Origin of the sequence: Paenibacillus sp. 4624, from assembly GCF_050435065.1 — a bacterium.
GTDB classification, from domain to species: Bacteria; Bacillota; Bacilli; order Paenibacillales; family Paenibacillaceae; genus Paenibacillus; species Paenibacillus amylolyticus_D.
Map to the genome: position 1 here is coordinate 60,781 of NZ_JBNDJR010000010.1, position 14,033 is coordinate 74,813.

10 protein-coding genes are annotated in these 14,033 nt (G+C 45.0%); 8 read left to right on the top strand and 2 right to left on the bottom strand.

Annotated features, from left to right (window positions below; all coding sequences use genetic code 11):
* Positions 1-30 precede the first annotated feature (30 nt).
* From ABIE27_RS21510 to ABIE27_RS21525, 4 genes are all read left to right on the top strand, one after another.
* Entirely contained in the window at positions 31-1,446 is a 1,416-nt protein-coding gene (locus tag ABIE27_RS21510) for a deoxyguanosinetriphosphate triphosphohydrolase family protein (RefSeq protein WP_123063210.1), read from the top strand.
* Positions 1,433-2,473, top strand: coding sequence for an MsnO8 family LLM class oxidoreductase (locus ABIE27_RS21515; protein ID WP_429351446.1), 1,041 nt, complete (start codon positions 1,433-1,435; stop codon positions 2,471-2,473). Before ABIE27_RS21510 ends, ABIE27_RS21515 begins: the two co-directional genes overlap by 14 nt.
* A 338-nt stretch (positions 2,474-2,811) precedes the next feature.
* The gene (locus ABIE27_RS21520) at positions 2,812-4,524 is read left to right on the top strand and encodes a HAMP domain-containing methyl-accepting chemotaxis protein (RefSeq protein ID WP_123063212.1); all 1,713 of its coding nucleotides are present in this window, start codon (positions 2,812-2,814) and stop codon (positions 4,522-4,524) included.
* A gap of 176 nt (positions 4,525-4,700) precedes the next feature.
* Positions 4,701-5,648 (top strand): TRM11 family SAM-dependent methyltransferase, encoded by a 948-nt coding sequence (locus ABIE27_RS21525; protein ID WP_429351447.1) that lies wholly within the window; start codon positions 4,701-4,703, stop codon positions 5,646-5,648.
* A 152-nt stretch (positions 5,649-5,800) separates the two neighbouring features.
* Here the strand turns inward: ABIE27_RS21525 and ABIE27_RS21530 are convergent, their stop codons facing one another.
* Positions 5,801-6,757: a D-2-hydroxyacid dehydrogenase gene (locus ABIE27_RS21530; protein WP_429351448.1), complete on the bottom strand. Its 957-nt coding sequence runs from the start codon at positions 6,755-6,757 to the stop codon at positions 5,801-5,803.
* A 199-nt stretch (positions 6,758-6,956) separates the two neighbouring features.
* On the opposite strand from ABIE27_RS21530, the gene thpR reads away from it, so the two are divergent.
* Both thpR and ABIE27_RS21540 read left to right on the top strand, forming a co-directional pair.
* The gene (gene thpR, locus ABIE27_RS21535; protein WP_429351449.1) at positions 6,957-7,559 is read left to right on the top strand and encodes an RNA 2',3'-cyclic phosphodiesterase; all 603 of its coding nucleotides are present in this window, start codon (positions 6,957-6,959) and stop codon (positions 7,557-7,559) included.
* Between the two features lie 130 nt (positions 7,560-7,689).
* The gene (locus ABIE27_RS21540; RefSeq protein WP_429351450.1) at positions 7,690-8,547 is read left to right on the top strand and encodes a cell wall hydrolase; all 858 of its coding nucleotides are present in this window, start codon (positions 7,690-7,692) and stop codon (positions 8,545-8,547) included.
* Positions 8,548-8,835: 288 nt separating this feature from the next.
* Here ABIE27_RS21540 and ABIE27_RS21545 read toward each other — a convergent pair whose 3' ends face one another.
* Complete coding sequence (locus ABIE27_RS21545) at positions 8,836-10,053, bottom strand: MGDG synthase family glycosyltransferase (protein WP_429351451.1); 1,218 nt, start codon at positions 10,051-10,053, stop codon at positions 8,836-8,838.
* A gap of 416 nt (positions 10,054-10,469) precedes the next feature.
* Here ABIE27_RS21545 and ABIE27_RS21550 point away from each other — a divergent pair, with 416 nt between their 5' ends.
* Both ABIE27_RS21550 and ABIE27_RS21555 read left to right on the top strand, forming a co-directional pair.
* Entirely contained in the window at positions 10,470-11,060 is a 591-nt protein-coding gene (locus tag ABIE27_RS21550) for a TetR/AcrR family transcriptional regulator (RefSeq protein WP_429351452.1), read from the top strand.
* Positions 11,061-11,214: 154 nt separating this feature from the next.
* A complete protein-coding gene (locus tag ABIE27_RS21555) occupies positions 11,215-13,497 on the top strand; it encodes a YhgE/Pip domain-containing protein (RefSeq protein ID WP_123063219.1) in 2,283 nt (760 codons plus the stop codon).
* Positions 13,498-14,033: the final 536 nt, after the last annotated feature.

The window sequence follows — 14,033 nt, forward strand, 5'->3', positions numbered from 1 at the left end:
AATAGAGACAGTCGGCTAGGAGTGATTCACATGCAATGGCATGATCTGAGAGAACATAGACAATACCCTGAACTTACGAAACTGGAAGGCTCTCGTGCGGCGTATGAGCGCGACTATTCGCGATTGATTCATTCCCCAACGTTCCGGAGATTGCAGGGGAAATCACAAGTGTTTGGTGCAGGCACAGGGGATTATTACCGGACACGTCTGACCCATTCCCTTGAGGTGGCACAGATTGCACGAGAAGCGGCGAGAAGTCTGCTACGGCATTACCCGGAGGTAGATTGGGGCCGGGCAGAGAGCCCTGGACTGATCATAGATTCGGAAGTTGTAGAATGTGCAGCGATCGCACATGACTTTGGTCATCCACCTTTTGGACATAAAGGGGAAGAAGTGCTTGATGGTATTTTAGACGATCTGATCAACAGCGAGACGAAGAAGATTATGAAAAAAAGTCGGGCAGCAAAAGCTCCTAAGGCTGAATCCGACGTGCGAGCAGAGTTGAAACGGAAATATGAGCATTTTGAAGGCAACGCACATAACTTCCGCCTGATCATGTATTTGGAGAAACGTGAAGATATCGATGGACTGAATTTGTCGGATGCTGTGCTGCTAGGGATCAACAAGTACCCGTACCCTGGAACAGAAAGCAAAAAAGGCATGTACCACCACGAGTGGCAGTACATTCGTGAGATTCGGGAGCGCTGGAACATCCCGGCAGGCAAGAAAACGCTTGAAGCACAACTGATGGATCTATGCGATGATATTGCGTATTCCGCACATGACCTGGAGGATGGCATTAAGGCAGGCAAAATCGAGGTGCATGAGCATTTTCTGCAAGACCAGCATATCAACAGGCTCATCGTAGACAAAATTACTACACTTGAAGATCTGTTCTGGAAGGGCTGGACAAGGGAAGCAATCGCGGAAAAAGTGGAAGAAGTCCTCGCATCGTTCCTGCGCATCTGGAATGAGAAAATGCCTTTCTGCGAGCATGATTACTCGCGTACTCGTCGTGAGGTAAAGGCCTATTGGGTCAGTCTTTTCGTAGGCAGTCTAGGAGTCATCGATGAAGGGGATTGGAAAAAAGTAACCTTTGTCCGCGAAGGCGTAGAAGACCTCGACATGCTGCGCACCGTGAGTGTACTCAAGAGTTTCGCCTGGGTGACGATGATTCGGGATCTGCGTGTTCAGCGCTTGCAGAAGCGCAGTGAGTGGATGATTAAACGGCTCTGGGATGCATTTCTCGATCCAGAAACTTCAAAATCCATCATTCCTTCCGATTGGTTGCAACGATATGAGAAGGATCAAGCCAAAGCGCAGCCAATCTGGACTTGGGAACATATGGTGATTGATTATATTGCTGGGATGACCGATGCATTTGCTGAGAAAATTTATAATGAACTTTACGGCCTGAAGGTCGGTTCGATCTATGATCTGGACTAATGCAGGAAAGAAGTGGGGTATCGACACCCAAGATCGTTCTGGAGAAAAGTTTAGTCTGGGCGTGTTGGATCTCGTTCCTAGACTGAATGGGGCATCCGCTGAGCACGCTCTTCAGCAAGCAGTACTGTTGGCTCAACAAGCTGAAGCATGGGGATATAGACGATACTGGACTTCTGAGCATCATGATATGGCTGAACTTGCTTCTGCTTCTCCTGAGGTGCTGCTGTCTCATATTGGTGCAAAGACAGATACCATTCTGCTTGGGTCGGGAGCCGTTCTTCTTCCGCATTATAGTCCGCTCAAGGTTGCGGAGTCGTTCCGCCTGCTGGCCTCGCTCTATCCGGGACGGATCGAGCTTGGATTGGGAAGAGCGCCGGGCGGAGGGCCTCATGCAACGATGGCGCTTAGTGGAAATTATTTGCAGCATGTCTCCGATCTGCCCGCCAAACTGGCTTCGCTTACCGAGTTGCTGGAAGATCGTTTTGCGTATGAGGATGTTATGGTTACAGCGCGTCCGGTCCCGGAAATTCCATTATCTCTATGGATGCTAGGTACCAATGTCAAAAGCGCAGTATATGCTGCACAGTTTGGTATGGGTTATGTTTTTGGACAGTTCATGAGTGATTCGGACGGGGTGGAGGCTGTACGCCGTTATCGAGAGGAATTCGTGCCTAGTGCCGGGCTGAAGGAACCCGAAGTCATGGTGGCAGTCAGTGCAATGTGTGCGGCAACGGAGAACGATGCTATACATTGGAGCATGGAGATAGCGAGCCAGCGCAAAGGAAATCGTGACACAAACGAGCGAGAAAATAACATGGATACGGTCAAGGGCAGCTCTCAGAGTAATTCTTCCAACAAAGAGGATAAAGAAGTGCAACGGCATGTTGCCGGCACACCCGAACAAATATGGCAATACATTCGGCAAGCAGGGCAACGGCTAAATACCAACCGCATACTCGTGGTAACGGCTGGTCCTGATTATGAACGCAGGCTGGAGTCCTATCGTTTGCTAGCTGGGCTTCGGTGAAATTGTTGAATCGTTTTTGAAAAAGAGATAAATGTAGAATGAGTTAAAGGGCAAATTGAATCTGATTAAACCTAATCAAGTGTTAGGTGATGCTAAGGTGGCTATGAGCTGCAGATCTGAATAATACAGGTCTTGCAGCTCATTTCTCATTCAATAAAGTTCAACAAAATTTCACGGATTACAGCGTCTAACGACAAAAGAATGCTATAATACTTTATCGCTATCATGCAGATATATTATATTAGAGTGTAATTTGCAAGGGGCCAATAGATGGGTTTAATTGCGAGAAAAGCACTAAATTGTAAATGTGGCGAAAGTTGTCATTAGGAGGAAATTATATGTTTAGCCGATTTAAAATCAAGAGTATCGGTCTGCGTATCAGCATCGCGTTTTACTTGTTAATCCTCTGTTTAATCATTTTAAGCGTTACCATTATTGGCCGAATGAATTCAATTGAGACCAATACAAATGATATTACAGGTAACTGGATGCCTTCCATCCAAGAAATTAACCGATTAAATTACACAACGGAGCATATTTTGTCCCTAAGTTATCGTTATTTTGACGCTGAATCAGCTGACAGGCCAAAGATTAACGAAGAGCGTACCAAATTTATTCGTGAAACTGCACAAGCTATAACCATTTATGATAAACAGAAAAAGTCTGCGGAAGAAACGGAACATTGGACAGCGTTTAAGGAGAAGTGGGAAGGATATCTGAAAATTAACTCGCAGGCGATTCGATTGAGTGACGAAGGAGAGACGCAACTTGCTAAAGAAGTAGCTGACAAAGGTGCAGAATCCTTTGATACCATGCAAGTCGATCTGGATTATCTCGTCAACTATAATCAGCAGCAATCGGATATTTCGGCAGCTCAAACGATTCGTTCCGTTCAAGATGGCAGGTTGTCTGTGATCATAGGTGTGCTTGCGATGATTATCATTACTGCCATATTTGTTCCTGTCATCCGTACACAGGTGGTTAAACCTTTGCTTCGTGTCATCAGTGCGGTTAAATTGATCGCGGAGGGTCAATTGAACGTGCAGGATGTACATACCAAACATGAAGATGAAGTGGGTGCCTTGGCGAAAGCAGTCAATGAGATGAAAGGTAACCTGACCTCGATCGTGCTCAATGTAAGGCGTGTAGCTGAATCGGTAAATCGTCAGAGTAGCGAACTGGCCATTGCTTCGGAAGAAGTGAAGATCGGTAGTCAGCAAATTGCAATCACAATGGAGGAATCGGCTAAGGCGGCTGAGAGTCAGGCTCAGACTGCTGTGGAGTCGGCTCGCACAGTGGAAGATTTGAATATTCATATTCAGCAGCATGCGGAACAGGGGAATCAGCTTCGTACGATGTCCAATCAAGTGTTGGAGCAGGGACAGAGCGGTCGCAAATCGATGGAAGAATCCGTGCAACAGATGCAGCAGATTGCCAGCGCAGTGTCTTCCTCAATGAGCAAAATGGAGCAGTTAAACCGTAAAAATGAAGACATTTCCAAACTGGTTCTGGTCATTCATGACATCGCTCGTCAAACGAATTTGCTGGCGTTGAATGCTTCGATTGAGGCGGCACGGGCTGGAGAGAGTGGACGCGGTTTTGCTGTTGTAGCATCGGAGGTCAGGAAATTGTCTGAGGCAGTTCAAGCTTCCGTTGAAGAAATTACGACCATCACTCAGGATATTCAGCAAGATTCACAGGGTGTAGTGAACGAGTTACGTGTTGGTGTTCAAGAAACGGAATTAGGGCAGGAGCGTATACTTGCTTCAGGCCAGTTGTTCAGAACCATCAATACATCAGTTGAAGGTATGGTGGAGGTTATTGGTACCATGTCAGAAGGACTTTCAGGTATGGAAGAGAGCAGTGGCCAGATGAATGATTTCAGTCAGCAGATTTCTGCAGTGTCTGAACAATCGGCGGCTAGTGTGGAGGAAGTCTCTGCTTCGGCTGAGGAACAAGTCGGTTCTATGGAGACCATCAGCAGTAATATTCAAACGTTAAAAGAGTTGTCTGACGATCTTCTCACATCCATTGAAAAGTTAAAAGTATAAGCCGTTCTTTATAATAGAAGAAACAGGGTAAAACGATTGTTTGAACAAGGTGGATTTGTCGTCAAAGTTTGAGTTTAAGACCAGGTCCTAAAAATGAAGTTGAAAGGGATATCCAGCAATGGGATCCCTTATTTTTTTGAATTGAAAAGTAGAACCAAGAAATGAGGGGGATTATGATGGCAGCTACATATATATACATCTTTGCCTGTCATGAAAATGAACGTGAGTTATGCCATCTTGAATTAAGTACATTGCTTAAGGCAGATTCAGAAATGCGCATTACCAGCGGTTCTTATATTAGGTCTGAGCGATGGATCCCGCCGGGAAGAAGTCCATTTATTCATGGACGGCTGAATGTATTGGGTGAAGGAGGCTCGATTACTGAGCTGCTACCTATAGCGCGAAACATTCGTTTACAGCAAGATGAGACATTTAAGGTGGTTTGTCTGAAGGCAGGGGATACTCCACCTGACTATGCTCAGGCACGGAAGTTTGAAAAAGACATCGGGATGTGCATCCATGGGAAGGCTCAGATGAAGCGACCTAAAGTGACTTTCGGACTAATCAAAACAGGCCAAAAATGGATCTTGGGTCAGTGGACAGAATCGGACAAATCGTGGCAAATCCATCAGCAGAAGCCGCAAAACTACTCTACAGGTTTCGGTGCCACCTTAGCAAGGGCGCTGGTAAACGTTGCTGTTCCAGTGGTGGAAAACTATCGATTGCTTGATCCATGCTGTGGAATGGGAACGGTGGTCATTGAAGCTTTATCGATGGGGATTGATACAGTAGGCAATGATCTTAATTCACTTGCGGTGCGCGGGGCAAGAGTTAATTTACCTCATTTCGGATATGATGCCAATCGAATTACTTTGGGAGACATGAGGGATTTGGAGGGGATGTATGATTCGGCAATATTCGACATGCCCTATAATCTTTGTTCTATTCTTCCCGATCAAGAGCAGCGAGAGATGCTCCAAAAATTACGCAAGTTATGCAAACGAGCTGTCGTTGTTTCCACAGAGTGGGTGCAGGCTCACTTGCTGGAAGCGGGATGGACGATAGAAAAGTACATAACGGTGCGTAAAGGCACATTTGTACGCCATGTCTGGGTATGTATGTGATGATCGGGATATGTATGCAAATATACGATAGAGTGCATAATAAACACTCCACGAAGGAAGAAAGTATCCCTTGTGGAGTGTTTTTTGTTCCGATTTGATTCAGCATGATCAGCCATCATGTTGAACAAGTTGCATGGGAACGGATGTTTGTGTTAATATTTATGACTATAATCGACAAGGTTGAGCGGAAGAGTTTTACCAGCAACGTAGGCTTCCAGATTTTTGATGAAAATATCGAGAGCGCGATGGGTATATTGTTCCGTGCTTCCTGCGATGTGAGGTGTAATTAACACATTGTCCATGCCCCATAGCGGGTGGTTTGCTGGAAGAGGTTCCTCTTCGAATACGTCCAGAGCAGCGAAGGCAATTTTACCGCTCTGCAGGGCATCCAGCAACGCCTCCGTGTTTACGCTGGGGCCGCGACCTACATTGACAAAACATGCATCAGTTTTGAAATGGTTAAAGGTTTTCTGATCGTAAATATGCCGGGTTTCGTCGGTCAATGGCAGAATGTTAATTACATAGTCACCTTGGCTGATAGCTTCATGGAGTCCAGACATATCATACATACGGTCTACATGGGGTACGTCTTTTCCAGAGCGTCGTACTCCAATTGTACGCATGCCCAGTGCTTTTAATACACGGGCTGTTTCTGTACCAATCTCGCCGACTCCGACGATCACAGCTGTCTTACCATGCAACTCTGGCAGTGCTTTGCCGGGATTTTTCCATTCAGCTTGCTGCTGATACAGCATAGCTTGTCTCAACCAGCGGCTGTGGGATAACATCATGCCCAGAATGATTTCTGTAATAGGAATGGCATGAACGCCGTTGGCGCTGGTCACCTGAATATTTTTATGTTGTAGCTCCGCGAATGGGAGATTATCTACACCGGCTGACCAGACCTGGATCCATTTCAAAGGGCTGTCCTGATGCAGTGCATGTTCAGTAACAAGGGGGGACCAGCCCAGTATGATTTCGGCCTCTTTTAATTCAGTAGGTTCCAGATCCTTTGCTTTACCCACTTTGATCGTGTATCCTGGCGCCGCCTGCTGGATCTGTTGCTGTTGTTCTTCGGATAAAGATGGAAAACATACGATTTTACCCATAATGTGTGTGCCTCCTGAGATCGATGAATTAGTCTTGTCAAGTGTATCAGATTCAGTGCATCAAGTGCATGGAAATGGAAAATGCAGGAATGAAGTCTGATATGCAAAATCCATATTGTGTGTCACTCTATATTTACCCAGCTTGAAATGATATGCATAGTTATGGAATAATAGAGCGAACTTTAGAGAGGTGTATGCAATGATTGCCCAAAAACTTCAAGAACATGCCTCCAGACGGGAACGTCTGTTTATTGCTGTGCGTCTGCCTGAATCTATTCAGCAGTTTCTTTACATGCAGGCACAGTTAATACGGAACAAGCTTGATTTTCGTAAGTGGACAGACCATAGAGATTATCATATTACCTTGCAATTTCTGGGAGATACATTGATGAGTGATGTCGGTCATCTTCGAGCAGCTCTGCACAAAGTGGCCGCCGATGTTCAGACGTTTGACTTGCAGCTATCGGAATGGGGAACGTTTGGTCTGGAGAAAACGCCGAAAGTTCTCTGGAGGGGTGTTAACGGAGATATAGAGCGATTACATCACTTACAGCAACAAATTGTAAAGGCTACAAAAAGTTTAGGTTTTGAAGCCGAGTTAAGACCTTATCGTCCACATGTTACTGTAGCCAGAAAATATCTTGGATCACTTCCTGGTATGGATCATTATGGAGTTTCCGAAATCGTTACAGAACATGTTTCACATGGAAATTCATGGTCAGTAGACGGTTTTGTACTTTATGTGACAAGGCTTGGACAAACGCCAATGTATGAGACGGTGGATACGTTTTCATTTTCCTGAAAAACTTTTAAATGCCATAAACTCACATTGACATTGTGTTTATCCCTATGTAATATTAGCCATCGTTATTCAAATTCTTTTTTTTTGGTTACTAAGATTAGGGAATTGTTTCGATAGGAGGAATCTTCGAATGGAAATTATAAGTAAGAATCGTTGGGTAGCACCGATGTTGTCTGTGCTGCTTGTATGTATAGTGGGGGTAAATGTCGTTCAAGCGACGGGGAAGTGGAATGAAGCGAGTGAAAGTAAACAGATGACGGAGCTTGCGTCTTCGGCGCATAATAGCCCATCATTGCCGCAAGAGCAGAGGCGCATGATGGAAGATGGGACAAGTCTATCTTCTGACACGTCTGGACAATCCGTAACATGGACTAATGCATTGCCGGCAAAAAACTGGCTTTTGACTGCTCAGGAAGAGCGCGAGCAACAGGAAGCTGCGGCTAAACAAAAAGCCCAGGCTATAGCTGAAGCGAAAGCAAAAAAAGAAGCTGCTCTGAAATTGGCTAAAATGGAACATGCCAAAGCGGCGGCTGCGATGTCAACTCCCCCCCAAAAACTTTACTTTACGCGGACCAAACTTTTGAATCAGGAAGATGCAAAACTCGCAACCTGGTCTTACAGTGTGTCCGATAAAGAGCTGCATCTGCTACAAAAAATAGTCATGGCAGAAGCGGAAGGCGAACCGTACAAAGGCAAAGTGGCAGTTGCCAACGTTGTCTTAAACCGGCTACGGTCAGCCAATTTCCCCGATACCATTTACAAGGTCATCTATCAAAAATCACAGTTTAGCCCTGTGGCGAATGGACGACTAAAACGGGTAACCCCGAATGAAGATAGCATCAAAGCTGTGAATGCTGCGCTGAACGGGCAGAAGGAAGTGTCTGATGATACGTATTATTTTTTATCTTTGACACTTGCTGATGATTTGACAGTGGCTCGTACGAAGAAAGAAGTAAAAACGATTGGGCATCATACTTTTTACAAGTAAAAGGCCTCAAAATTCTGCAAACAGGCAGGGTAGTTAACTATGTGAGCGTCACATAAACCCTGAATTTTGTGAAAATGCAGTTTTATTTCGGCGTTTTTGTGATCATCTTTAGTTGTAATTTACCCATTTTTTTGGTAGATCATACGATGAAATGCAACAAAAATAAAAAAGGTTCCCCTTCATTTTCAGAAGGGGAACCTTTTTGGCATTTTCGTATAGTTTAAGTACTTGATTGATTGTTTGTTGAATATTACGTCCTCAGACCGATGCTGTGGCCTCTTAGAGGGATTATAAAGGGAGTCTGGTACCAGACAAAGGTCTGGTTGCAATACTCGCTGAGAAACGCTCTAGAGACGTAGTTGTAACTTCTGTCGTTGCAGGGAACAGCAAATCGTGAACAGCTTGAGCACAACAGGTCGGATCATAAGCAGGTGAATGTCCTGTTATATACCTTTTGTTCTTCTTAGGCAGACTACCCTGGTTGGGCTGATTTTCAGACAACTCCCGGAATCGATTCGTTATGACATCCTTAGAGTGAATGATCTCTCCATATCCGGCTTGTACAAAATATTCGCAGTTCTCCTCTTCCTGTCCTGGCAGTGGAGGGATAAAGAGCATTGGAAGGCCTTTAGCCATCGCTTCCGTACATGTCATGCCGCCTGGCTTGGTGATCAGGACGTCTGAGACATCCATGAGTTTGCTGACTTCCTTCGTGTATCCCAGAATACGGATGTTGGGATGCTGGAAGCATGGGATTTCTTTCATTTTGTCAATCATCTTTTGGTTGCTTCCAAGGCAGAAGATTAATTGAACCCTGTCTGCCCAAGATGCGAGAGTTTTCATATGTTCCTCGTCAAAAGAAAGCCCCCAACCGCCCCCCATAAGCAGAGCTGTTGGCATATTTTGCAGTCCCATTTCTTCTCTGAGCTGCACCTTATCCCCGGACTCCCAGAAATCAGGATGTACAGGAATGCCTGTAATCTGAATCTGTGAGGAGGGAACCCCCCGAATCTCTAACAAGGCTTTAACTTGAGGAGTGGAGACCAGATATTTGTTTACCTCAGGGTTGATCCACGTTCCATGCACGTCATAATCCGTAATTAAGGTATATAGTGGAATATTTAGTCCTTGGCGCTTAAGTCTGGAAATAACCGCGTTGGGAAACGGATGTGTGCAGATCACGATATCCGGCTTTAATTGGGATACGACCTGCGCCGTCTGGGTATAGAAGATACGGTGCAACGCCAGTTTGGTTAAGCCGTTCAAAGATTTGTTGTACTGTGTGCGGTACAACAGGCTGACAAGTTTGGGTTGAACCGATAGTGTCTTTCGATATGCAGAAAAGATCAGCGGAGCGACGGTCGGATTCAAAAATTTCCCAAGTTCAATAACACGACTATGAACATGAGGACTAACTTTTTTGATGCCATGTGCCAGAGCATGAGCCGCCTGTGTATGACCAGTACCGAATCCTTCTGATAATAAGAGCACTCTTGGTTTTCGCATGAGTTCACCTTTATTCATAAAGTTTGAGTTAAAATTAAAATTTTGAATGAGAACAGTTTCGTACGCTTTAAGTAGGGACAGTTATGCTAGGTTTGTTACTAATGAATATACAGCAAAACACGGAATCATGTTTCATCCAAAAATATTTACACCGTATAACCTGATTTGAGACAGCAAACTTCAGTTATATGCGGATTGTTTGAGTCATCTTACACTATAGACGACGACGCTGACAGTTTCCACTGCATTTCGGTTAAAAAATATTAATACATTTTTTTATTGTTAGGCTTGCAATCTTATTTTTAAGATGATATTGTAGTTTTTGACCAAATGACCATTTTGTATTTTCGGTCATTTCATAGAGAGCGATAGTAAGAATCACTCGTCATATTTATATGAAGCAAGGAGGGGATAAGATGGCTCCGATCGACAGGAGACAGCAGGTGATTCATGCAGCCGCCCAGTCGTTTGCCATGTTTGGATACAAAGCGACTACGATGGATCAAGTGGCCAAGATTGCCAATGTAGGCAAGGGTACGATCTACACCTTTTTCACGAATAAAGAGCAGTTATTTGATCAGATCCTGGTGGAAGTCATTCAGGAGATGAAAAACATTGCGCAGCGTGAAGTGCATCAGGAAAGTGCTTTTTTTGATAATCTGTTTCGTGTGCTCGATGCGCTGTTGGAATTCCGCCGTGATCACGAGTTACTCGTGAAGTTGTCACAGGAGTTGAAGGATTTTGGGACATTGCAGGCCAAGGAAGGTCTGGAAAAAGTGGAGAAAGTCATTTCCGATTTTCTGGCCCGTGAATTGGAGAAGGCAAGAGCTGGGGGAGAAATACGCGATTGTGATCCGCAAGTCGTCGCTTTTATGATGATTCGATTGTATATTGCATTAACCTCAGACTGGAGTAAACATCATGATCCGCTTAGCAAAGAGGAAATCAAGAACTACTTTCGTCTTTTCTTAATGGAAGGCATAGCTGCAATCACCCCGGTTAATTGAAACTTGTCGAAGGACAAGTTTGTTTTTTGCTCTGGATTGACCGTTTGAGAGATTTGGTCATCACGTATTTCGGTAAAAATTCCAGAGATTTTCATTCTGTTTTCATATTGGTTATTCCTGCTGTCTAGCAGAGAGATTAAGGGGAGAAAATGACATGAAATCATTAAACGTGTTTTTCAAGGATTTGGGATCAGCCGTGAGAAACCCGAAGGTGTTGATCCCTGTAATTGCCATATTATTTATACCGATCCTTTACAGCGGCATTTATTTGGCGGCTTACTGGGACCCATACGGTAATGTGGATAAACTGCCTGTAGCCGTAGTTAATCTGGATAAAGGAGCCGAACTGGAGGGGAAATCACTTCATGTCGGTAAGGACCTTATCGATGAGCTGAAGAAAAATGAAGATTTCAAATGGGACTTTGTCAGTGCTACTCAGGCAAAGGACGGCATGCAAAACGACAAGTATTACATGCAGATTACGATTCCAGAGAACTTCTCTTCCCAAGCCACAACATTGCTTGATGATAAGCCTGCACCAGCAGAATTGATCTATGAGCCAAACGGTAATTATAACTTTGTAGGTGCACAGATCGGTAAAACGGCAATTAAAGACCTAAAGGCTAAAGTTTCAGCCAAAGTTACAGAGTCTTATGCAGAAACGTTGTTAGACAAGTTCTCCGAAGTGTCGGACGGCTTGGCTGAAGCAGGCAACGGTGCCGGAGATTTGAAGACTGGTGCTGGAAAACTCGACGACGGGGCTGTGAAACTTAAGGATAATCTGGCTAAGCTAGCATCCGGCACGTTGAAACTTCAGGATGGATTAGCACCGTTAAGTAACGGAGTTACTGCACTGCATAATGGAGCTTCGAAACTTGAAAACGGAACGACAAGTCTGGTTTCAGGTTTACAGCAACTTCATGAAGCAGCTACGGGTCAGCTGCAAAGTGGTGCTGACCAGTTGAAGAACGGCAGCGACAAGCTGGCCTCTGGCCTTCAATCTTCATTGGATGGCACAAACAAGCTGCAAGCAGGTCTGCAATCATCCGAACAAGGCAGTGCGAAGCTGTCTGACGGTCTTCAATCGGCAGTGCAAGGCAGTGGAACATTGGCAACCGGCCTGCAATCCGCTGTGGATGGCAGCAATAAAGTTGCCGATGGCGCACAGGGAGTAGCAGCCGGATTGAAACAACTGGCCGCAAGTAACCCGGAACTGGCCGCAAGCGCTGATGTTCAAAAGCTGATTGCAGCGAGTCAGGCTGTTGCTGACGGCAGTGCACAGCTGCATGAGAGCGAGCAGAAGCTGGCACAAGGTGCGGATCAACTCCACCAAGGTAATCAGCAACTGGCTACGGGTGCAACTGAACTGCATGGAGGTCAACAACAACTGCTTGCAGGTGCAGCTCAACTGGTTGACGGACAGAAGCAACTGCTTGCTGGTGCTGGACAGCTTAGTCAGGGTGGAGCAAAGCTCTCCGACGGCTTGAAACAATTCAGCAGCAAATTGGGTGAAGCAGCCACTGGCGGTACACAACTGGCAGCTGGTGCGAAACAGCTAGGTACAGGTACGGCTGCATTACAGACAGGTGTTGGTAAACTTAGCGGCGGTGTTTCATCTCTGGCTGACGGTTCCAAACAGCTGGGTGATGGAGCCGGTAAACTGGCTAATGGTCTTACAGAACTGAAAGACGGTTCTGGTGAACTGGCCACGAAGCTGAAAGATGCAGCTCAGAAAACATCCGAAGTGAAGAAAACAGATGAAGTTGTGAATATGTTTGCAGAACCGGTGAGTTCTTCCGAGAACAAGGCAGAGAACGTAAGTAATTATGGAACAGGCATGACACCATTTTTCCTGTCCATCGGTCTGTTCGTAGGATCACTGATCTCTACTATTGTCTTGAAAATGCGTGAAACGTCTGTACCTGGAGCAACAGGCTGGAATCGTTTCGTAAGCCGCACACTGATATTTGGTTCGGTGAGCATCTTCCAGTCCGTTATTGTAGCGAGCTTTATGCTTTACGGTCTCGGACTGGAGACACATAGTACAGGACTGTTTTATCTGTTTACGATTATAACGGGTCTGACCTTCATGCTGATCGTTCAGGCGCTGGTTACTTGGCTTGATCTGCCTGGACGTTATGTGATCATCCTGCTATTGGTCTTTCAGCTTGCAGGGAGTGCGGGTACATTCCCAGTAGAACTGATTCCTTCATGGCTGCAATCCATTAGTCAGTGGCTGCCGATGACACACAGCATTATGGGCCTCAGAGCGGTTGTCTCCAGTGGTAACTTCAATGTGATGTGGCATCAGGCTGAAATACTTAGCATCTATGCAGCTGTATCTGTGCTGCTGACGCTGACGTACTTCCTCCTGAACGGCCGACGTACAAAGAAAGAAGCTGAAGTAGCAGAAAGCGGTCAGCCTTTGACAGTTTAATGAATGAAGCAAGAAGATAATTCGCACAACTTTCTGCAAAAAAAGTTAAAGCATATGTATCGAAATTATGCAATATAGTAGTCAAATAGTGCAAATGGCCTGCGGCGCGAAAATAAGCTGCAGGCCATTTTGTATTCAATGCTATGAAAATAGAAAGTTATATTGGAAGCTGGAGCATGAAAATTGCGAAAATATGGTCAAACGTAGGCTGGATATGGAACGATTTTCTTTTATCAGCAATTAAAATCAGTTGTGCTCTGCTATAAAACGTGTATAATTATTCGAAAAAGAGATGTTTTTAAACGTCAACACACTAAAGCTGTACTGCAAAACAATTCTTATCAGAGGTATTAAAAAGTTTAAATTGCGCTGATGTTAGGTCGGTGTTAAAATAATAGAACTATATCAAAAAACGTCGCTCCATCTTGAGTAGTCGTGCCAGCGGCTACGTGTTGTTGTATATATGCTGTTACCGGATTACCGGCGTCAGTCCTTCGCAATAATCGCGGTCCTTACCGCAATACCAGGCTTACAAC